The 21,618-nt window shown below is 70.8% G+C and carries 16 protein-coding genes, 1 tRNA gene, 1 pseudogene and 1 riboswitch; of the genes and pseudogenes, 16 read left to right on the top strand and 2 right to left on the bottom strand.

What is annotated here, in order from left to right:
* The first annotated feature begins 192 nt into the window (after window positions 1-192).
* The 13 genes and pseudogenes from ACH41F_RS17610 to ACH41F_RS17550 all read left to right on the top strand — a co-directional run bounded on the left by ACH41F_RS17610 (window position 193) and on the right by ACH41F_RS17550 (window position 15,270).
* The gene (locus ACH41F_RS17610) at window positions 193-837 is read left to right on the top strand and encodes a hypothetical protein (RefSeq protein ID WP_391231661.1); all 645 of its coding nucleotides are present in this window, start codon (window positions 193-195) and stop codon (window positions 835-837) included.
* Window positions 838-887: 50 nt separating this feature from the next.
* Window positions 888-2,369: a protein kinase gene (locus ACH41F_RS17605; protein WP_391232333.1), complete on the top strand. Its 1,482-nt coding sequence runs from the start codon at window positions 888-890 to the stop codon at window positions 2,367-2,369.
* A 156-nt stretch (window positions 2,370-2,525) separates the two neighbouring features.
* Window positions 2,526-3,170 carry a SurA N-terminal domain-containing protein gene (locus ACH41F_RS17600; RefSeq protein ID WP_391231660.1) on the top strand — a complete coding sequence of 215 codons (645 nt, stop codon included), beginning with the start codon at window positions 2,526-2,528 and terminating at the stop codon, window positions 3,168-3,170.
* An 88-nt stretch (window positions 3,171-3,258) separates the two neighbouring features.
* The gene (locus ACH41F_RS17595) at window positions 3,259-4,254 is read left to right on the top strand and encodes a nucleoside triphosphate pyrophosphohydrolase (protein ID WP_398836489.1); all 996 of its coding nucleotides are present in this window, start codon (window positions 3,259-3,261) and stop codon (window positions 4,252-4,254) included.
* A gap of 410 nt (window positions 4,255-4,664) precedes the next feature.
* Entirely contained in the window at window positions 4,665-5,927 is a 1,263-nt protein-coding gene (locus ACH41F_RS17590) for a cytochrome P450 (protein ID WP_398836487.1), read from the top strand.
* Window positions 5,928-6,127: 200 nt separating this feature from the next.
* Complete coding sequence (locus ACH41F_RS17585; RefSeq protein WP_398836485.1) at window positions 6,128-7,087, top strand: transglycosylase family protein; 960 nt, start codon at window positions 6,128-6,130, stop codon at window positions 7,085-7,087.
* Window positions 7,088-7,292: 205 nt separating this feature from the next.
* Window positions 7,293-7,500: riboswitch (cyclic di-AMP (ydaO/yuaA leader) on the top strand.
* 3 nt (window positions 7,501-7,503) lie between these two features.
* Window positions 7,504-8,196, top strand: a complete 693-nt coding sequence (locus ACH41F_RS17580; RefSeq protein ID WP_391231656.1) for a transglycosylase family protein — start codon at window positions 7,504-7,506, stop codon at window positions 8,194-8,196.
* A gap of 362 nt (window positions 8,197-8,558) precedes the next feature.
* Complete coding sequence (eno, locus tag ACH41F_RS17575; protein ID WP_391231655.1) at window positions 8,559-9,839, top strand: phosphopyruvate hydratase; 1,281 nt, start codon at window positions 8,559-8,561, stop codon at window positions 9,837-9,839.
* Window positions 9,840-9,925: 86 nt separating this feature from the next.
* Window positions 9,926-10,402, top strand: a complete 477-nt coding sequence (locus ACH41F_RS17570) for a septum formation initiator family protein (RefSeq protein ID WP_391231654.1) — start codon at window positions 9,926-9,928, stop codon at window positions 10,400-10,402.
* Between the two features lie 23 nt (window positions 10,403-10,425).
* Window positions 10,426-10,827, top strand: a pseudogene (locus tag ACH41F_RS17565) (DUF501 domain-containing protein); the annotation flags it as partial.
* A gap of 258 nt (window positions 10,828-11,085) precedes the next feature.
* Entirely contained in the window at window positions 11,086-12,012 is a 927-nt protein-coding gene (locus tag ACH41F_RS17560) for an exopolyphosphatase (RefSeq protein WP_391232330.1), read from the top strand.
* A 420-nt stretch (window positions 12,013-12,432) separates the two neighbouring features.
* Complete coding sequence (locus ACH41F_RS17555; RefSeq protein WP_391231653.1) at window positions 12,433-13,815, top strand: FAD-dependent oxidoreductase; 1,383 nt, start codon at window positions 12,433-12,435, stop codon at window positions 13,813-13,815.
* 144 nt (window positions 13,816-13,959) lie between these two features.
* On the top strand, window positions 13,960-15,270 hold the full coding sequence (locus ACH41F_RS17550; protein ID WP_391231652.1) for a class I SAM-dependent methyltransferase: 1,311 nt from the start codon (window positions 13,960-13,962) through the stop codon (window positions 15,268-15,270).
* A gap of 67 nt (window positions 15,271-15,337) precedes the next feature.
* Here the strand turns inward: ACH41F_RS17550 and ACH41F_RS17545 are convergent, their stop codons facing one another.
* Window positions 15,338-17,869 carry an ABC transporter permease gene (locus ACH41F_RS17545; RefSeq protein WP_398836482.1) on the bottom strand — a complete coding sequence of 844 codons (2,532 nt, stop codon included), beginning with the start codon at window positions 17,867-17,869 and terminating at the stop codon, window positions 15,338-15,340.
* Complete coding sequence (locus ACH41F_RS17540; protein WP_391231650.1) at window positions 17,869-18,639, bottom strand: ATP-binding cassette domain-containing protein; 771 nt, start codon at window positions 18,637-18,639, stop codon at window positions 17,869-17,871. Before ACH41F_RS17540 ends, ACH41F_RS17545 begins: the two co-directional genes overlap by 1 nt.
* A gap of 417 nt (window positions 18,640-19,056) precedes the next feature.
* On the opposite strand from ACH41F_RS17540, the gene ACH41F_RS17535 reads away from it, so the two are divergent.
* The 3 genes from ACH41F_RS17535 to ACH41F_RS17525 all read left to right on the top strand — a co-directional run bounded on the left by ACH41F_RS17535 (window position 19,057) and on the right by ACH41F_RS17525 (window position 21,586).
* Window positions 19,057-19,139, top strand: a tRNA-Leu gene (locus ACH41F_RS17535).
* Between the two features lie 137 nt (window positions 19,140-19,276).
* Entirely contained in the window at window positions 19,277-20,452 is a 1,176-nt protein-coding gene (locus tag ACH41F_RS17530; protein ID WP_391231649.1) for a 4-hydroxybenzoate 3-monooxygenase, read from the top strand.
* 222 nt (window positions 20,453-20,674) lie between these two features.
* The gene (locus ACH41F_RS17525; RefSeq protein WP_391231648.1) at window positions 20,675-21,586 is read left to right on the top strand and encodes a Bax inhibitor-1/YccA family protein; all 912 of its coding nucleotides are present in this window, start codon (window positions 20,675-20,677) and stop codon (window positions 21,584-21,586) included.
* Window positions 21,587-21,618: the final 32 nt, after the last annotated feature.

Raw genomic sequence — 21,618 nt, 5'->3', positions numbered from 1 at the left:
ACCGGACGCCCGCCTTCCGTCCGTCTCGCGCGGCCCCCGGCCGCCGTACGACGTGATCAGCGCGACAACGGTTCGGTACAACCCTGGACCGCATGTCGTTGTCGGCCTATACGCTCGACGCGACAATCGCAGGAACGGGGTTGCCGGGCGTCGGTCGCCCGCGTACGCCCACCTCAGGCACCAGGAGCAGTCATGCATGGCCACGGCTACACGCGGCCGGTGAAGCAGCCGCCCTCACCGGCGTTGCTGGTCTTCCTGCGCGTGCTGTTCGTGGTGATCTCGGTCTTCACCATCGGCCTGCTGTCCTGGGCGATGCTGCTGCGCCTGGCGCTCGTGACGCGCCGGGGGCTCGACTGGGTCCTGTTCGTGGCCTCGTTCGTCGCGATCGTCACCGGACTGGTGCTGCTCGGCACGGAGTCCGGCGACGAGGTCCACACCGTGGGCGGCTGGACCGGCCTGTTCCTGCTCCTCGGCACGCTCGTGGCCGCGATCGCCTACTACCTCTCGGCGGACATCCGCCACTTCCACCAGCTCCGCTACGGCGACTACCCGCCGCAGCCCGCCCCGGCCCCCGCGTACGGCTACCCGCAGGCCCAGCAGCAGTCGCCGTACACCGCGGCCACCCTGCCCCAGACACCGGCGCCCGTCCCGCACAGCCCGTTGCCGCAGCCGCCCGCACCCCGGGACGCCACGCCCCACGCGCCCGTGCCCCCGGCCCGGCCGCAGCGCCCCGCGCCCGCCCGGATCGACCAGGTCCGCGCCGAACTCGACGAACTGAGCGACTATCTGCGCCGCCAGGACGGCGACCCGCGCGGCGGCCACGAGGGCGGAAGGTGAGCGTGACGGCGGGACGTGTCGTCGCAGGCCGCTACGGACTGTCCACGCTCATCGGGCAGGGCGGCATGGGGCAGGTCTGGACGGCGTACGACGAACGGCTCGACCGGCGCGTGGCGGTGAAGCTGCTGCGCCCCGACAAGGTGGCCGGCCAGGAGGCCGACGAACTGCGCCGGCGGTTCGTGCGCGAGTGCCGGGTGACCGCACAGGTCGACCACCCCGGGCTGGTCACCGTGCACGACGCGGGCAGCGAGGGCGAGGAGCTCTTCCTCGTCATGCAGTACGTGGACGGCGCGGACCTCTCCGACCACCTCGCCGAGCACGACCCGTACCCCTGGCAGTGGGCCGTCGCGGTCGCCGCACAGCTGTGCGCCGTGCTGAGCGCCGTGCACGCCGTGCCGATCGTCCACCGCGACCTCAAGCCCCGCAACGTCATGGTGAAGCAGGACGGCACCGTCACCGTCCTCGACCTCGGCGTCGCCTCCGTCATGGACGCCGACACCACCCGCCTCACCCACACCGGCACCCCCATCGGCTCGCCCGCCTACATGGCGCCGGAGCAGGCCATGGGCGGCGCGGTCGGCCCCTACACCGACCTGTACGCGCTCGGCGTGCTCCTGCACGAACTCCTCAGCGGTGACGTCCCGTTCTCCGGGTCCACGGCGCTCGGTGTCCTGCACCGGCACCTGTACGAGCCCCCGCTCCCGGTGCGGCGCGTGCGCCCCGAGGTGCCGGAGGCGCTGGAGGCACTCGTCCTGCGCCTGCTGGCCAAGGACCCGCAGCACCGCCCTGCCAGCGCGCAGGAGGTCTACGAGGACCTGGCGCTGCTGCTGCCCGCGCGGGGCACCCCCACCGGGGCGCCCCTTGACCCCACGCGCCCCTTCCTGCGCCCGCACGCCCCTTGGCCGGACCGCGCCCGCACGCCGGCGCCCCAGCCGGCGCCCGCCGGCCCGCTCGCGCCCCCCGCGGCGAAGCCCGACGTCGCCCGCGCGGTGGACGAGGTCAAGCGCCTCCTCGGCGAGGGCCGCATCACCCAGGCCGTCGACATCCTCGGCGCGATCCTGCCCGCCGCGGCCGAACAGCACGGCGAGAACTCCCCGGTCGTGCGCACCCTGCGCAAGCAGTACGCCGCCACGCTCATGGACGACGGCCAGTACCGGCGCGCGCTGCCCGAACTGCGCCGCCTCGCCGACGAACGCGCCGCCGAGGCGGGGCAGGCCGACCCCCAGTCCCTGCGCTTCCGCTACGACGTCGCCCAGTGCCTGGAACAACTCGGCGAACCGGCGGCGGCGCTGGCCGAGTACCGCGCGCTCCTGCCGTACTACGAGAACCAGTACGTGGCCGGCGACCCGGAACTCGCCCACGACGTCCGCCGCCGCATAGGCCACCTCCTGCTCGCCCTCGGCGACCGCGCCGCGGCCCACGGCACCCTCGCCCGCCTCGTGCACGACGTGGAACGCCTGCACGGCCCCGGCCACCCGCTCGCCGTCGAGATCCGGCGCACCCTGGAATGGCTGGGGCAGGTGCGCGGCTAGGTCTCGCCGCGCGCTCGAGCCCGTGACCGGGGCGCGGCGGTGCCCGAACTCCTGATGAATCGTTGGTCGAATGGGTTGGCCAGAGCTTGCCCACTGCCTACCATCGATCACCGCAAGACCTTGTGCACCGTCGCACAATCTCCTCGGGAGGCTTCCTTGCACCGCCGCCGTCGCACCGCGCTCCTCCTCTCCGCCGCGATCGCCGCGGCGCCCCTCCTCACCGCCTGCGGAAACGACGCGCACCCCGGCGCGGCAGCCGTCGTCGGCGGCCAGCGGATCAGCGTCGCCCAGTTGGAGACCAGGGTGAGCGAGGTACGTGACGCGCAGCGCGCGGCGGTGCCGGACGAGCAGCAGTACGCCCAGGCCATCGCCAAGACCGGCACCCTCAGCCGGGACACCCTGCACAGCATGGTCCTCGACCGCGTGCTGCACCGGGCCGCGCAGGACGCCGGGGTGACGGTCACCCGCAAGGAGATCCAGGACATGCGCGCCGGCCTGGAACAGCAGGCCGGCGGCGCCAAGGCCCTGGAGACGGCCTGGCTCCAGCGCTACGGCATCGCCCCCGAGCGTCTCGACGACAACCTCCGCCTCCAGCTGGAGGCCCAGAAACTCGCCGCCGCGCTCGGCACCGACACCAGCACCGCCGAGTTCTGGCAGGCCCTGGGCAAGGCGTCCGAGAAGCTCGACATCGACCTCAACCCCCGCTACGGCACCTGGGACGTCGCGAAGAGCAGCCGCGTCGACGCCAAGACCCCGTGGGTGCGTGAGGTCACGGCGAAGGCAACGCCGGAGACGGCCTGACACCCTCACCGGTCATACGATCCGATCACCCCGCCCGGCCTGTGGACAACTGATCGGATCCGTCGGCACCGTGCGTTAGCTTCGAACCGTGAACACCACCACCCCCGAACCCGCACCTGCTGCCGACCCCGGCCGCATCGTCCTGCTGACCACCAGCCACCGTGTCGCTCCCGGCCTGCTGTCCTGGCCCGCCTGGCAGGCCCTGCGCGCCGCGGACCGCGTGCTGTGCGCCGACGGCGCGCACCCGCAGCTGCCGTATCTGCGCGAGGCCGGGATACGGGTGGACGAGGACTCCCCGGCCGCCGAGGAACTGGTCGAGGCGTGCGCGGGCGGCCGCACCGTCGTCGTGGTCGCGACGGGCGAGGGCGAACCCCGCCTCACCGACGGCCTCGCCCGCCTCGCCGGCTCGGGCCGCGTGTCCATGCCCGAGCTGGAACTCCTCCCCGCCTCCTACGACCTGCCGGGCGCCCGCCTCCTGGACCTCGTGCAGGTCATGGACCGCATCCGCGTCGAGTGCCCCTGGTCCTCGCAGCAGACCCACAAGGGCCTGGCGAAGTACGGCATCGAGGAGGCCTACGAGCTCGTGGAGGCCATCGAGGAGGGCGACCGCGACGAACTCCGCGAGGAACTCGGCGACGTCCTCCTCCAGGTCGTCTTCCACGCACGCATCGCCGAGGAGGACCCGGAGACCCCCTTCTCCATCGACGACGTCGCCGGCGGCATCGTCACCAAGCTCATCCACCGCCACCCGCACGTCTTCGGCGACGAGACCGCGACCACCCCGGAGGAGGTCAAGGAGCACTGGCTGCGCACCAAGGCGACAGAAAAACAGCGCACGTCCGTCACCGACGGCATTCCCCTCGGCCAGCCCGCCCTCGCCCTCACCGCCAAACTGGCGTCCCGGGCCCGGACGGCGGGCCTGGAGGTACCGCTGCCGAGCACCGAGGGCATCGGCTACGAACTGTTGGCCCTGGCCACCAGAGCCGAGGCGGAGGGCATCGACCCCGAGGCGGCTCTGCGCGCGGCGGCACGCGTGTACCGCGACACGATCCGCGAACGAGAGGCCGCCCCGCCCCAGCCCTGACCCCAACGCAACCGACCCCGTGCCTGGGAGCCGCCCCACACGCACGTCCCTCGCCCCCGCCGCCCCTACCCGTCCCATACCCAGGGGCTGCCGCCCCTTCGACCCCGCCCAAACCCTGGGGGCTGCGCCCCCAGACCCCCATCGGCCCTGAAGGGGCCTCGTCCTCAAACGCCGGACGGGCTAAAAGATGCGCACCGGCGCCACGGCGGGAAGGGCAGGGGCGCGCCCCCGCGGACGGGCCACCGGCGCCACGGCGGAAGGGGACGTACCGGGGGGTGCCCGCCCGCAGTGTCGGGCGTCCAACCGACAGCACAGCTTGGTCCCACGGCACCGCCCGACCGAGGACGGACACCCCCCGGTGCGGCCCCGACCCACAACGCACCCCGCGACCCGCCGGATACCGTCAGGGAGTGACCGACCACCCCACCCCCGCCCCGGAACTCTTCACCTGGGAGTTCGCGACCGACCCCTACCCCGCCTACGCCTGGCTCCGCGAGCACGCCCCCGTGCACCGGACCCGGCTCCCCAGCGGAGTGGAGGCCTGGCTGGTCACCCGGTACGGCGATGCCAAGCAGGCCCTGGCCGACCAGCGGCTCAGCAAGAACCCGGCGCACCATGACGAACCCGCGCACGCCAAGGGCAAGACCGGTATCCCCGGTGAGCGCAAGGCGGAGTTGATGACGCATCTGCTGAACATCGACCCCCCGGACCACACCCGCCTGCGCAGACTGGTCAGCAAGGCCTTCACACCCCGCCGCGTCGCCGAGTTCGCGCCGCGCGTGCAAGAACTCACCGACCACCTCATCGACCAGTTCACGGCGAAGGGGTCCGCCGACCTCATCCACGACTTCGCCTTCCCGCTGCCCATCTACGCCATCTGCGACCTGCTGGGCGTCCCGCGTGAGGACCAGGACGACTTCCGGGACTGGGCGGGCATGATGATCCGACATGGGGGAGGGCCGCGGGGCGGTGTCGCGCGGTCGGTCAAGAAGATGCGCGGGTACCTCCTGGAGCTCATCCACCGCAAGCGCGAAGGGCTGCCCGCCGAGCCCGTACCCGGCGAGGACCTCATCTCCGGTCTGATCCGCGCCTCCGACCACGGCGAGCACCTCACCGAGAACGAGGCCGCGGCGATGGCCTTCATCCTGCTCTTCGCCGGGTTCGAGACCACGGTCAACCTGATCGGCAACGGCACGTACGCCCTCCTCACCCACCCCGAGCAGCGCACCCGTCTCCAGAACTCTCTCGCCGCGGGCCGAACCGACCTGCTGGCGACGGGAGTCGAGGAACTGCTCCGCTACGACGGCCCCGTGGAACTGGCCACGTGGCGCTTCGCCACCCAGCCGCTCACCATCGGCGGACAGGACATCGCCCCCGGCGACCCCGTCCTGGTCGTGCTCGCCGCGGCGGACCGGGATCCGCAGCGGTTCGCCGATCCCGACGTCCTCGACCTGTCCCGGCGGGACAACCAGCACCTCGGATACGGCCACGGCATCCACTACTGCCTCGGCGCCCCGCTCGCCCGCCTCGAGGGCCAGACCGCGCTCGCCACACTCCTCACCCGGCTCCCGGACCTCCGACTCGCGGTGGATCCGGCCGATCTGAGATGGCGTGGGGGGCTCATCATGCGTGGACTGCGCACGCTGCCGGTCGAGTTCACGCCCGTTCGGTAGGAAGCCGGGCAACTCGCCCCTGACCCGCGGTCCTTGTGCCGGGCGACGCAAACATGACACGCCCTCAAGTCTGTGATCTTCACGTGATCTGTGCGGCATTAACTTGTGACAAGTGATCGTCTGCCGATACGTTCTCGCATCAACGCGGCGACCCGAACCACCCGCCGCGCCCGCACTGTCGTCTCGCGAAAGGGCACCGCATGCTCACCGGGAACGGTCGTCACCGTCGCCCCCGTCAGGCTCCGGCACTTCTCGTTGCGGCCGGAGTGACCGGCTCCGCCATCGCGATCCCGCTGCTCGGCGCGGGCGGGGCGAGCGCGGCGGACGGGAACACCTGGGACCAGGTCGCCCAGTGCGAGACCGGTGGCTCCTGGAGCGCGAACGACGGTGACGGCCACTACGGCGGGCTCGACCTCTCGCAGAAGAACTGGGAGAAGTACGGCGGCCTCGACTACGCCACGAGCCCCGACCTCGCCAGCCGCAACCAGCAGATAGCCGTCGCCGAGAAGGTCCTCGCGGACCAGGGTGTCGGCGTCTGGGGCACCTGCGGTCTGCTGCACGGACTCAGCGAGGACTCGGGCTCCGCCGATGTCGACACCGGCGTCGCTTCGCCGTCGACGAGCGACAGCGACGACTCCGACGCGTCCGCCCAGCCCGAATCCACCGAATCAGCCGAAACTACCGAATCCTCCGAATCACCCGGATCGGCGGGTCTGTCCAACTCGTCCGGCGAATCGGAATCGGCCGATGCGACGGACTCGTCCGGCAGCGCCTCCTCGTCGCCCACCACCGGAGCGGACAAGTCCGCCAAGTCGGACAACTCCGGCTCCGCTCCGGGTGGTGCGCTGTCCTCCGGCAGCCCGTCCGCCGCGCCGACCGAGAGTGACGAATCGGACAACTCCTGGCGAGAGGGCGGCTCTTCGAACCTGGTGGACACCGGCGCCCTCGTTGCCCCCTCCGAGGGCACCGGCCGGCACCGGGGTGCGAGCGCCGAGGAGGGCTCGTACACCGTCCGGACCGGCGACACGCTCGCCTCCATCGCCGACTCCCTTGACCTCGACGGTGGATGGCGTCGGCTCTATACCGCGAACGAGCAGGTCATCGGCGCCGATCCGAGCGCGATCGAGCCCGGGCAGACCCTTGCTCTAGGTAGCGAATAGGGCGAAATCCCCAGGGAAAAACCGTGAGTTCACGTCCGTACTTCACCGCAAATGTCCCGTTTGGTGAAAGTGTGGGATGAGTCTCAGAAGCCCTGATCGTCTTTGAAATCCCCCGGGTTCCGTGTCTACGGTCAACACCGCTCGTCACCGCGAGCCCCGGCTGCCGCAACGCCGAATCCTGCCAGCGGCCGTACGGGAACAGTCGTCGCGTCAAGCGCCGTAGGCAGGAGCGGGGGACCCAAGGTAAGTGCCGGGTCCGGAAGTTGAGGCCTCACGGGGTCTCATGGCCGAGAGGCCGCCGGAACCGGCTTGGGGTGGAGCCGCGCAGCGCGCCGAGAGGCGAGATGTGCGGCCGGGCAACTCAACCGGCCCGAACCCGACAGCTCACCTCGCAGGCGTCGGTGAGGGGATCCACCATGCTGTTTTCCGCCAAGGGCAAGCACCGTCGTCCGTCCAAGGCCACCCGCGCCGCCGCGCTCGCCGGTGTCACCGGTGTCGCCATCGCCGCTCCGCTGATGGCGGCCGGCAACGCCTCGGCCGCCACCGCCTCCGAGTGGGACGCCGTCGCCCAGTGCGAGTCGGGCGGCGACTGGTCCATCAACACCGGCAACGGTTACTACGGCGGCCTGCAGTTCTCCGCCTCCACCTGGGCCGCGTACGGCGGCACGGCGTACGCCTCCACCGCCGACCAGGCCTCCAAGGCGCAGCAGATCGAGATCGCCGAGAAGGTCCTCGCGAGCCAGGGCAAGGGTGCCTGGCCGACCTGTGGTGTGGGCCTGTCCAGCGCCGGCTACACCGGCGGTGGCTCCAGCTCGTCGTCCTCGAGCGACAGCAACAGCGGCAGCACCAGCACCGGCACGCGCTCCTCCGAGCAGCAGGCCTCCCGCTCGTCCGAGCGTCCGGCCGCGAAGAAGACCGTCACCACCCCGACCGGCAAGAAGGTCAAGAAGGGCGACGGCGAGTACAAGGTCGTCAAGGGTGACACCCTCAGCTCCATCGCCGAGGAGCACGACGTCAAGGGTGGCTGGCAGAAGGTGTTCAAGCTGAACAAGGACATCGTCAGCGACGCCGACTTCATCTACCCGGGCCAGCAGCTGCACCTCAAGTAAGAGGGACACGGCCGCGCCCCGGCCGAACCACGGCCGCCCCGGCCGAATCACAGCCGCGTCCCGGCCGAACCACAGCGCCCTCACATCCGTGGCCCTCACACTGAGGGCCTCGTGAGGGCCCCCCGTCCCCACGGGCTCCCCGCTCCGGTGCGTGTTCCCCCGTACGCACCGGGGCGGGGTTTTTTCGTGCGGTGCCGCCGAGACGCCGCCGTCGGTTTGTTCGGTTCAGAAACAATTTACTCTCGGTTCTGTCCACGGGGCGGTCCACGCGGTGGCCGATCCCCCGGAGCCGGTTAGGCTCGGTCTCGCAGAACCCACCGCGGTCCCGGCGGACCGTGTCACATCCCAAGAAGGAGATGCTCGTGCCGTCCATCGACGTCGTCGTAGCCCGGGAAATCCTGGACTCCCGAGGCAACCCCACGGTCGAGGTCGAGGTCGGCCTCGACGACGGCAGCACCGGTCGTGCCGCCGTCCCCTCCGGCGCCTCCACGGGCGCCTTCGAGGCCATCGAGCTGCGCGACGGTGACCCGAACCGCTACCAGGGCAAGGGTGTCGAGAAGGCCGTCCTCGCGGTCATCGAGCAGATCGGCCCGGAGCTGGTCGGCTACGACGCCACCGAGCAGCGCCTGATCGACCAGGCGATGTTCGACCTGGACGCCACCGACAACAAGGGCTCGCTCGGCGCCAACGCCATCCTCGGCGTCTCCCTCGCCGTCGCCCACGCCGCCTCCGAGGCCAGCGACCTCCCGCTCTTCCGCTACCTGGGCGGCCCGAACGCGCACCTGCTGCCCGTTCCGATGATGAACATCCTGAACGGCGGCTCGCACGCCGACTCCAACGTGGACATCCAGGAGTTCATGATCGCCCCGATCGGCGCGGAGTCCTTCTCCGAGGCGCTGCGCTGGGGCACCGAGGTCTACCACACCCTCAAGAAGGTCCTGAAGAACAAGGGCCTGTCCACCGGCCTCGGCGACGAGGGCGGCTTCGCCCCGAACCTCGGCTCCAACCGTGAGGCCCTCGACCTCATCCTCGAGGCCATCAACGAGGCCGGTTACACCCCCGGCGAGCAGATCGCCCTCGCGCTCGACGTCGCCGCCTCCGAGTTCTACAAGGACGGCGTCTACTCCTTCGAGGGCAAGGACCGCTCCGCCGCCGAGATGACGGAGTACTACGCCGAGCTCGTCGCGGCGTACCCGCTCGTCTCCATCGAGGACCCGCTGTTCGAGGACGACTGGGAGGGCTGGAAGACCATCACCGACCAGCTCGGTGACAAGGTCCAGCTCGTCGGCGACGACCTGTTCGTCACCAACCCCGAGCGTCTGGCCCGCGGTATCGAGGAGGGCGCCGCCAACGCGCTGCTCGTCAAGGTGAACCAGATCGGCTCGCTCACCGAGACCCTCGACGCCGTCGAGCTGGCCCAGCGCAGCGGCTTCAAGTGCATGATGTCGCACCGCTCCGGCGAGACCGAGGACGTCACGATCGCCGACCTCGCCGTCGCCACCAACTGCGGCCAGATCAAGACCGGCGCCCCGGCCCGCTCCGAGCGCGTCGCCAAGTACAACCAGCTCCTGCGCATCGAGGAGATCCTCGACGACGCCGCGGTGTACGCCGGCCGCTCGGCCTTCCCCCGCTTCAAGGGCTGAGCCACAGCCAAGTCGTACGTACGTCCCCGTACTCGGTCCCGTACCGTGTGCGGGGACGTACGCGCGTGTGAACGGGAGTGAGAGAGATGGCCGTCAAGGACCGTGACCGCTTCTCCACCGCCACCCGGATCCGGCTGCTCGGCGAGCAGACCGCCGCCCGCGTCTACCGCTCCCAGACCAAGCGGCAGGCCCGTCGCTCCCGGCTGACCGGCCGCGCGGCGCTGCTCGCGCTGGTGCTGTGCTCGCTGGTGGTCGCGCTCGCCTATCCGATACGGCAGTACGTCTCCCAGCGCGCCGAGGTCGCCGACCTCCAGCGGCAGCAGGAGCAGGCCCGGCAGCGGGTCGAGGAGCTGCGGGACGCCAAGGCGCGCTGGCAGGACGACGCGTACGCCGAGCAGCGGATCCGGGAGCGGCTGCACTATGTGATGCCGGGGGAGACGGGGTTCATCGTCGTCGACCCGGACGCGGCGCGGCAGTCGCGCGCCGATCTGGGGGCGGCCGACCGTCCCTGGTACGCGAACGTCTGGGACGGGGTCGACAAGTCCGACGCCTCCGACCAGTGAACCTGACCTAGAGAAAGACAGGCATGGAAACGCCCCCGCCGACCACTTTGCGCACCGAGCCGACCGACGCCGACGTCGAGGCCTTCAAGCAGCAGCTCGGGCGTCCGCCGCGCGGACTGCGCGCGATCGCGCACCGCTGCCCGTGCGGCCAGCCGGACGTGGTGGAGACGGCCCCGCGGCTGCCCGACGGCACGCCCTTCCCGACGACGTACTACCTGACGTGTCCGCGTGCCGCCTCGGCGATCGGCACGCTGGAGGCGAACGGCGTCATGAAGGAGATGACGGAACGGCTCCAGAGCGATCCGGAGCTGGCCGCCGCGTACCGCGCCGCGCACGAGGACTACCTCGCGCGCCGGGACGCCATCGAGGTCCTGGAGGGCTTCCCGAGCGCGGGCGGCATGCCGGACCGGGTGAAGTGCCTGCACGTGCTGGTGGGGCATTCGCTGGCCGCGGGTCCGGGCGTCAACCCGCTGGGCGACGAGGCGATCGCGATGCTGCCGGAGTGGTGGCTCAAGGGTCCGTGCGTGCAGCCGCTCGCCGCGCCCGACCCGGCCGAGGAGCACCCGGGCGAGGAGGGTGCGGTGTCCGACCCCGCCGAGGCCCGCGGCGGCTCCTTCGCCGCCGCGCCGGCCGTCCCGGAGGGCTTCGGGCGGGTCGCGGCGGTCGACTGCGGTACGAACTCCATCCGGCTCCTGGTCGCGGACGTGAACCCGGCCACCGGTGAGCTGCGGGAGCTGGACCGGCGGATGACGATCGTGCGGCTCGGCCAGGACGTGGACCGGACCGGCCGGCTGGCGCCCGAGGCGCTGGAGCGGACGTTCGCGGCCTGCCGCGAGTACGCGCGGGTGATCCGTGAACTGGGCGCCGGGACGGTGCGGTTCGTGGCCACCTCGGCCTCCCGGGACGCCTCCAACCGGGACGACTTCGTGCGCGGTGTCGTGGACATCCTCGGTGTCGAGCCCGAGGTGATCACCGGGGAGCAGGAGGCGGAGTTCTCCTTCACGGGGGCGACCAAGGAGCTGACCGGGCGGGACGACCTGGCCCGGCCTTACCTGGTGGTGGACATCGGCGGCGGTTCGACCGAGTTCGTGGTCGGCGACGACCGGGTGCGGGCGGCGCGTTCGGTGGACGTCGGCTGTGTGCGGCTGACCGAGCGGCACCTGGTGCGCGACGGCGAGGTGAGCGACCCGCCCTCCGAGGAGCGGATCGCGGCGATGCGGGCCGACATCGAGGCCGCGCTGGACCTCGCGGAGGAGAGCGTGCCGTTGCGCGAGGCGCGCACGCTGGTGGGGCTCGCGGGGTCGGTGACGACCGTGTCGGCGATCGCGCAGGAGCTGCCCGGTTACGACTCGGCCCGTATCCACCACTCCCGTGTCTCCCTGGAGCGGGTCCGTGAGATCACCGGCTGGCTGCTGGGCTCCACCCACGCCGAGCGGGCGGCCGTGCCCTCGATGCACCCGGGGCGGGTGGACGTCATCGCCGCGGGGGCCCTCGTCCTGCTGTCGATCATGGAGCGGACCGGGGCCGAGGAGGTCGTGGTGAGCGAGCACGACATCCTCGACGGCATTGCGTGGTCGGTGGCCCGGCCCTCTTTTGTTACTGGTCAGTAGTTCTCTGCTGAGCAGGTCGGACAGCGTATGAGCGTGTCCGAGGGGGTCCTGAGACCCCCTCGGGCGCGTGCCGCTCGGAAAGTTCGTGAAGTTCTTCACAAGGAATTCCGCCCTGTGGAACCGGGAAAAGGGCCCGGTTGGCCCTTCCGAGGGGCGAACGGCCTGTTGAACGTGTTCAGATGGGGTGCGGGACGGCCCGCCCGGACCCTCTCGCACGAGGGTGTTTCCGGTGGCTCACACCAGCCTCCCGAGCCCAGAGAGGCAGCTCACGCGGCATTGACAACGGCCCGCACCCCACGCGGGTTCCCGGTTCGCGCCATGACCTGGATCACGCGAGCCGCGGAGGATAACACACCCTCTCGAAGAGCTTGTGAAGGGGCGCACGAGCGACCCCCCAGGAGCGGGTGGATACTCGATGCCATGAGCACCACGGAGCGTCCCAGGATCCTCGTAGTAGGCGGTGGGTACGTAGGCCTGTACGCAGCTCGGCGCATTCTCAAGAAGATGCGCTACGGCGAGGCGACCGTCACGGTCGTCGACCCCCGGTCGTACATGACCTACCAGCCCTTCCTCCCCGAAACCGCCGCCGGCAACATCTCGCCGCGCCATGTCGTCGTCCCGCTGCGACGCGTGCTGCCGAAGGCGGAGGTGCTGACCGGCCGGGTCACCACCATCGACCAGGACCGCAAGGTCGCCACGATCGCCCCGCTCGTGGGCGAGGCGTACGAGCTGCCCTTCGACTACCTGGTCATCGCGCTCGGCGCGGTCTCCCGCACCTTCCCGATCCCCGGCCTCGCCGAGCAGGGCATCGGCATGAAGGGCGTCGAGGAGGCCATCGGCCTGCGCAACCACGTCCTCGAGCAGCTGGACAAGGCCGACTCCACCACCGACGAGGAGATCCGCCGCAAGGCGCTCACCTTCGTCTTCGTCGGCGGCGGCTTCGCCGGTGCGGAGACCATCGGTGAGGTCGAGGACCTGGCCCGCGACGCGGCCAAGTACTACAAGACGGTCTCCCGCGAGGACATGCGCTTCATCCTCGTCGACGCCGCCGACAGGATCCTTCCCGAGGTCGGCCCGAAGCTGGGCACCTACGGCAAGGAGCACCTGGAGAGCCGCGGCGTGGAGATCTACCTCTCCACCTCGATGGACTCCTGCGTCGACGGCCACGTGGTGTTGAAGAACGGCCTGGAGGTCGACTCCAACACGATCGTGTGGACCGCCGGCGTCAAGCCCAACCCGGTCCTGTCCCGCTACGGCCTCCCGCTGGGCCCGCGCGGCCACGTCGACACCCAGGCCACCCTCCAGGTCCAGGGCACCGACTACATCTGGGCCGCCGGCGACAACGCGCAGGTCCCGGACCTGGCCGCCCGCAAGGCCGGTGTCGAGAACGCCTGGTGCCCGCCGAACGCCCAGCACGCGCTGCGTCAGGCGAAGGTCCTCGGCGACAACGTGATCTCCGGCATGCGGGGCTTCCCGCAGAAGGAGTACGCGCACGCCAACAAGGGCGCGGTGGCGGGCCTCGGCCTCCACAAGGGCGTCGCGATGATCGTCATGGGCAAGATGAAGATCAAGCTCAAGGGCCGTCTCGCCTGGTACATGCACCGTGGCTACCACGGCATGGCGATGCCGACCTGGAACCGCAAGATCCGCGTCTTCGCCGACTGGACCCTCGGCATGTTCCTCAAGCGCGAGGTCGTCGCGCTCGGCGCCCTGGAGACGCCGCGCGAGGAGTTCTACGAGGCCGCGAAGCCCGTGCCGACCGCCGCGAAGCAGGAGCAGCGGACCGAGGCCAAGGCCTCCTGACCGGCTCCGGTCACCGTTCCACCCGAAGGACCTCCCGCCATCCGTGGTGCGGGAGGTCCTTCGGCGTGCGGGGGATGGCGTCCCGGCCTGTCGTTGTTTACCCGGGTGGACAAATCCGCGATCCTCGTCACGGAGGTGTGCGCCATGGCCGATGCCGCACCGCGGCTGAAGACCCTCTTGGAACGGCTGCTGGGAACCCCGCTCCCGGTCCGGATCCGCGCCTGGGACGGTTCGCAGGCGGGTCCGCCGGGCGCCCCCGTGCTGATCGTGCGCAACCGCCGTGCCGTGCGCCGGCTGCTGTTCCGACCCGGTGAACTCGGCCTCGCCCGTGCCTGGGTCGCGGGCGACCTCGACGTCGACGGCGACCTCTACACCGCCCTCGGCCTCGTCGCGGGCCTGGTCTGGGAGCGCGACGAGGACAGCGGCAGGAGCCTCGCCCGCGCGCTGCGCGACCCCGGCGTACGGGCCGCCGTCCGCGGCCTGGTGAGGCTCGGCGGGCTCCCGCTGCCGCCCGCCCCACCACCCGAGGAGGTCCGCCGGCGTCGCGGCCACCTCCACACCCGGCGCACCGACCGACGCGCCGTCAGCCACCACTACGACGTCGGCAACGACTTCTACGAGATCGTCCTCGGCCCGTCGATGGTCTACTCGTGCGCCTACTGGCAGTCCCCCGACGGCACCCTGGAGGACGCCCAGCGCGACAAGCTCGAACTCGTCTGCCGCAAGCTGGCCCTGACGCCCGGTCAGCGACTGCTCGACGTGGGCTGCGGCTGGGGCTCGATGGCGATCCACGCCGCCCGCGAGCACGGCGTGCACGTCGTCGGCGTCACCCTCTCCCAGGAACAGGCCACCTACGCCCGCAAGCGCGTCGCCGAGGAGGGGCTCACCGACCGGATCGAGATCCGCGTGCAGGACTACCGGGACGTCACCGACGGCCCCTACGACGCGATCTCCTCCATCGGGATGGCCGAACACGTCGGCGCGGACCGATACCTGGAGTACGCCAGCGACCTGTACGCGCTCCTCGCACCCGGCGGCCGGCTCCTCAACCACCAGATCGCCCGCCGCCCGCACCGCGACGAATCCGCCTACCACCTCAACGCGTTCATCGACGCCTACGTCTTCCCCGACGGAGAGCTCGCCCCCCTCGGCACCACCGTCACCCAACTGGAGCGCGCCGGGTTCGAGGTGCGCGACGTGGAGTCCCTGCGCGAGCACTACGCCCTCACCCTGCGCCGCTGGGTCGCGAACCTGGAGGCCGACTGGCCGCGCGCCCTGCGCGGCACGGGCCCCGGCCAGGCCCGGGTCTGGCGCCTGTACATGGCGGCCAGCGCCCAGGCCTTCGAACGCAACCGCATCGGCGTCAACCAGGTCCTCGCCGTGCGCACCCCCGAGTCCGGCGCCGCCGGGATGCCGCTGCGTGCCCGCGAGTGGAGCGAACCCGAACGCCACTGAGGCGGGCGCAGGCGAAAGGGCCGGGCCCCCTTGGCGGCGGGCCCGGCCCTTTCGGTGCGTGCGGACGCTACTCGGTCTTGATCGCGTTCAGCATGTTCAGCCGCGCGGCGTTGCGGGCCGGCCACATCGCGGCCAGCACGCCCACCAGGCCGGCCAGCACCAGGAAGATCCCGATGCGGTCCCAGGGCAGCACCAGCGTGTAGCCCGGGATCTGGTCGGCGAAGGTCTCGCCGACCGCCCAGCCGAGGAACGAGCCGAGACCGACGCCGACCACCGCGCCGAACACCGAGATGACCACGGCCTCCAGCCGGACCATCCGCTTCACGCGGCGCCGGTCGAGACCGATCGCCCGCAGCATGCCGATCTCCTGCTGCCGCTCGAACACCGACATCGCGAGCGTGTTGACGACGCCCAGCACGGCGATGATCAGGGCCATCGCCAGCAGGCCGTACATGATGTTCAGCAGGGTGTTGATGGCGCCGCCGAACTCGTCGCGGATGTCCTGACGGTCCATCACGGTGATCGCGGGGTTGTCGCCCAGCGCGTCGACGAGGACCTTCTCGTTCGCCGGGGACTGGCCGCCGTCGACCTTCACGAAGATCTGCCGGATGGAGGGCTTCGCCTCGTGCTCGTCGACCACCTTCGCGTCCACGAGGACGGGTGAGAGGAACTCGCTGTCCTTGTAGACGGCGCCGACCGTCAGCGTGGCCTTCTTGTCGTCGGCGAAGGTGAAGGGGATGCTGTCGCCGGGCTTCCAGCCCCTGCTCTTCGCCGTCTTCTCGGCGACGGCGATCTGCCCCTTCGCGAGCGAGTCGACGTTGCCGCTGACGACGTCGACCTTCAGCACCCGCTGGATGTCGCCCGGGGTGATCGCGGAGGCGGAGACGTAGTCGTCCTCGACCTTGAGATAGGCGTCCTGCTGCGGCGAGACCGCGGAGACGCCCTCGGCCTTCGCCAGGGCCGTCAGCGCGGACCGGTCGAGGTCCCCGCCGTTCGCCATCGAGACCATGTAGTCGGCCTTGATGTTGTCGGTGGTCATCTTGTCGATGGCCGTGCCGACCGTGATGCCGAGCACCGACAGGCCGGTCACCAGCGTCAGTCCGATGGCGAGCGCCGAGGCGGTGGCTCCGGTACGGCGCGGGTTGCGGACCGCGTTCTGTCCGGCCAGCTTGCCGGCCACGCCGAAGGGGCCGACGAGCAGCGGGCGCACCAGGGCGATCACGGGCCGGGACAGCAGCGGGATCAGAATGATCACGCCGACCAGCGCGAAGAACGCGCCCGCCCCGATGTACATCCGGCCGTCGTCACCGCCGGTCGAGGCGCCCAGCACGATCGCGGCGGCGCCGAGGGCGGTGATGGCCGCGCCGATGGAGTTGCGCACCACCAGCGACTTGGTGGTGGCCACCGCGTGCAGGCTGCTCATGGCCGCCACCGGCGGGATCTTCGCGGCCCGGCGGCCGGGCAGCCAGGCGGCGAGCATGGTGATCAGCACGCCGACCGCGAGGGCGGCGAGCACCGGCGTGGCGGACAGCACCAGCGGGCCGTCCGGCATCTTCATCTCGAACGCGGCCATGCCGGAGCGCAGCCCCACGGCGAGGCCGACGCCGAGGACGAAGCCGATCACCGAGGCGACCAGGCCGACCACCGTCGCCTCGGCGAGCACCGAGCGGGTGATCTGCCTGCGCGAGGCGCCGACGGCGCGCATCAGGGCGATCTCCCGGGTGCGCTGGGCGACCAGCATCGTGAAGGTGTTGGAGATCAGGAAGACCCCGACGAACAGCGCGATGCCGGCGAAGCCGAGCAGGACCTGCTTGAGGCTGCCCATGCCCTGCTCGATCTGTTCGGCCTGCTCGTCCGCGAGCGCCTGGCCGGTCTCGGCGTCGGCGGTGTCCGGCAGCAGCGGCTTGACCGCGGCCAGGATCTTCGCGTCATCGGCGCCCGGGGCGGCGGTGACGGTGACGCTCTCGAAGTAGCCGGGCTTCAGGTACTGCTTCTGGGCGACGGCGGTGTCGAAGAGGACGAGGCTGCCGCCGGCGTTCACGGCACCGTCCTCGGTGGTGAACACACCGCTGAGGGTGAACTCCCGCACCGGGCCGTTGGTGGCGACGCGGACCCGGTCGCCGACCTGGTAGTCGCCCTTGGCGGCGGAGTCCTTGTCGAGCGCGATCTGATCGTCCTTCACCGGGCCGGAGCCGTCGGTGAAGGTGTAGGCGCTGTCCTTGCCGTCCTTGCCGGGGGCGAAGTTGGAGCCCTTGTTGGACCAGCCGACGCCGATCAGCTTCCCGTCGGGGTCGGCGACCCCGGCGAAGCCCTCGACGCGGCCGTAGGCGTCGGCGACGCCGTCGAGGGCCGCGATCTGATCGACGGTCTTGCGGGAGAGGCCGGGCTCTTCCTCGGGGTTGTCGGGGTCGGCGTGCGAGGAGACGGAGACGGCGACGTCGTCGTAGCTCTTCGCCGACTGGTTCCGGAAGGCGTTGGACAGGGTGTCGGCGAAGACCAGCGTCCCCGACACGAAGGCCACGCCGAGCATGACGGCGAGCACGGTCATGAGCAGCCGGGCCTTGTGCGCGAAGACGTTGCGCAGGGCGGTGCGGAACATCAGGAGGTACGGCCCTTCGCGTCGAACTGCTTCATGAAGTCGAGGACGGTGTCGGCCGTCGGCCGGTACATCTCGTCCACGATCCGCCCGTCCGCGAGGAAGACGACCCGGTCCGCGTAGGAGGCGGCGACCGGGTCGTGGGTCACCATGACCACGGTCTGCCCCAACTCCCGTACCGAGTTGCGCAGGAAGCCCAGCACCTCGGCGCCGGAACGGGAGTCGAGGTTTCCGGTGGGCTCGTCGCCGAAGATGATCTCGGGCCGGGAGGCGAGCGCGCGGGCGACGGCGACGCGCTGCTGCTGGCCGCCGGAGAGCTGGGAGGGCCGGTGCGAGAGGCGGTCCTTCAGGCCCACCATCCGGATGACGTTCTCCAGCCACTCCTTGTCGGGCTTACGGCCCGCGATGTCCATCGGCAGCGTGATGTTCTCCAGCGCGGTCAGCGTCGGCAGCAGGTTGAACGCCTGGAAGATGAAACCGATCTTGTCCCGCCGCAACTTGGTGAGCTGCTTGTCCTTCAGCGACCCCAGCTCGGTCTCGCCGATCCGTACGGAACCGCTGGAGAACGTGTCCAGGCCGGCCACACAGTGCATCAACGTGGACTTGCCGGAGCCGGACGGACCCATGATCGCGGTGAACTCGGCCTGCCGGAACTCGACGGAGACCCGGTCGAGGGCGACCACCTGGGTCTCGCCCTGTCCGTAGATCTTCGACAGATCCGTGGCGCGAGCGGCCACGGCGGTGGCCCGGCCGGCGATGGGAGTGGTGGTCACGGGTGGGTGCTCCTGACGGGACGACGACATGTTCTCGGGGATGTGATCCATCGTCCCGGTGCCCCACGGCGATGTAGTCACCCGCTGTTCCGGTTCCGGGGGGCGACTTCGGACTGACCGGGCCCGGCCATGTCATACCTGGGGATGACGGGAGCCCCTGACCGACCCCTTGTCGCGGGGCCCGGCACAAGGCCTGGTCGAGAACAGGTGGAGTGCCCTCGTTCGGGCGGTGAAATTCCGTCATTCCCCATGCGCGGGCGGGCGTCTCGCGTAAGGCTATTGGCAAGTGCGGATGGCCCGTTCCACGGGCTGATGCACCCTCAGACGTCAATAAAATAAGACAACATCGGTCCGCCCGGCCCCTGTTCGGGGGATGCGTCCCGATAGGGTCGAAGCTCGACGCGGAGCCGATGGCCTGCCCGGATGGTGGAATGCAGACACGGCGAGCTTAAACCTCGCTGCCCCTCGCGGGCGTACCGGTTCGAGTCCGGTTCCGGGCACCTCCGACGTCTGACGATCGCTGCACCGTTCATTGACACCACGTGAACACGGGCGCAGACTCCTGTTCAGAACTTGGTGAAGGAAATTTCACTCAGCGAACAGAAGCGCGGTCAGCGTCGCACGCGAAGGAGCCTCGATGCGCACCACCGTCGGCATCATCGGAGCCGGCCCCGCCGGACTCCTCCTCGCCCGGCTGCTCCACACTGCCGGCGTCGACGCGGTCGTGCTGGAGAGCCGCGACCGTGCCTACGTCGAGCAGCGGCAGCGGGCCGGGATCCTGGAGCAGGGGACCGTGGACGTGCTGCGGGCGGCCGGCGCCGGGGAGCGCATGGACCGCGAGGGCCTGCGGCACGACGGGATCGAACTGCGGTACGCGCGCACCCGGCATCGCGTCGACTTCCCCGCCCTCACCGGCGGCCGGTCCGTGATGGTCTACGCCCAGACCGAGGTCTGCAAGGACCTCATCGCCCTCCAGCTGAAGGACGGCGGCCCGCTGCTCTTCGAGGCCGAGGCGCTGGCCGTCGAGGGCGCCGACACCGACAACCCCCGGGTGCGCTTTCGCCACGAGGGGCGCGAGGACGTCCTGGAGTGCGACTACGTCGTGGGGTGCGACGGATTCTGGGGCGTGGCGCGCAAGGCGATCCCCACCGAACTCACCCAGGTCTTCGAACGGACGTACCCCTTCGGCTGGCTCGGCATCCTCGCCGACGTCCCGCCCTCCCACGACGAGCTGGTCTACGCCCGCCACGACCGCGGCTTCGCCCTGCTGTCCATGCGCTCGCCGTCCGTCTCCCGGCTCTACCTCCAGGTCCCCGAGGGCACCGACGCGGACAGCTGGGGCGACACCGAGATCTGGGACGAGTTGGAGCGGCGCCTGGAGACCGACGACGACTGGACCCTCCAGCGGGGCCCGATCACCCAGAAGTCCGTCACGCCGATGCGTTCCTACGTCCACGAGCCCATGCGGCACGGGCGGCTCTTCCTCGCCGGGGACGCCGCCCACATCGTGCCGCCGACCGGCGCGAAGGGGCTGAACCTCGCCGTCGGGGACGTCGTCACCTTCGCCCGGGCGCTGACGCATCACCGGCGAACGGGCTCCGCCGAGCTGCTCGACGCCTACTCCGCGACCTGTCTGCGGCGCGTCTGGCAGGCCGAGCGCTTCTCGTACGACATGACGACACTGCTGCACCGGGCCCCCGACGCCACCCCCTTCGAGGACCGGCTCCAGGTGGCGCGGCTGGAGCGGATAGCGGGGTCGGCGGCCGCCGAGACCGATCTGGCCGAGGGCTACACCGGGTTTCCCTTCGGGTGATCGGGTCATACGTACGGTCGGCATAAGACAGTGATCTCCGGAGGGTCGCGGCGATGTACCGGCTTGGTCATGAACCTGCCCCTCCGTGGCTGGGAATCGACGGGCCGCGTAGCGTGTTGCCCGACACGACGAGGGAAAGATCCTCCCCAAGCACTAGGGTCAATCCTTTGCCTACCTATTACTCTTGAGCCAAGGCCCGCAACGTGGCCATGGAGGAGTGAAATGAGGAGCAGCAACCCGGTCTTCTCGCGACGGGGGTTCAGCCGCGACACCGGCTACGCGGGCTTCAACGCCCAGCCGCAGGCCGGGGGCGCCGCTGTAGGCACGCAGGGCCACCCCTACGCGCAGGGCAACCCGTATGCCCAGCCGCAGGCGGACAACCCCTACGCGCAGAACCCGTACGCCCAGACAGACCCGCAGTACGGCGCGCCGCCGCAGGCCCCGGCCGGCACCGGCCGGATGACGATGGACGACGTCGTCATGCGCACCGGCACCACCCTCGGCATCCTGGTCGTCACGGCCGCGGTCGCCTGGGCGGCGCTGCCGGTCGACGACGCCAACATCGGCCGGTCCTACGGCATCGCCATCGGCGCCGCCCTGATCGGCATGGTCCTGGCGCTGGTCCAGTCGTTCAAGCGCAAGGCCTCGCCCGCGCTGATCGTCTCGTACGCCGCGTTCGAGGGTGTCTTCCTCGGCGTGGTCTCCAGCGTCGTGGACAACCGCATCGCCAGCGGTGCGGCCATGCAGGCGGTGATCGGCACGCTCGCGGTCTTCGCCGCGGTGCTGGTCGCCTACAAGGCGGGCTGGATCCGCGTCAACCGCCGCTTCTACGGCTTCGTGATGGCGGCCGCGCTCGGCTTCGTCCTGCTGATGACGGTGAACCTGCTGTTCGCCGTCTTCGGTGGCGGTGACGGCCTCGGCTTCCGCAGCGGTGGCCTCGGCATCGCGTTCGGTGTCATCGGCGTCCTGCTCGGCGCGTGCTTCCTGGCGCTGGACTTCAAGCAGGTCGAGGACGGCATCGCCTACGGCGCCCCGAAGGAAGAGGCCTGGCTGGCGGCGTTCGGTCTGACGATGACGCTGGTCTGGATCTACCTCGAGTTCCTGAGGCTGATCTCGATCCTCAACAGCGACTGACGCTGACGCACTCCGCGTGCGTGCAAGGGCCC

The organism is Streptomyces sp. NPDC020489, from assembly GCF_044386545.1.
Classification (GTDB): domain Bacteria; phylum Actinomycetota; class Actinomycetes; order Streptomycetales; family Streptomycetaceae; genus Streptomyces.
Note: the sequence above shows the minus strand (reverse complement) of the source record. Positions and strands in the feature narration are given on the sequence as shown.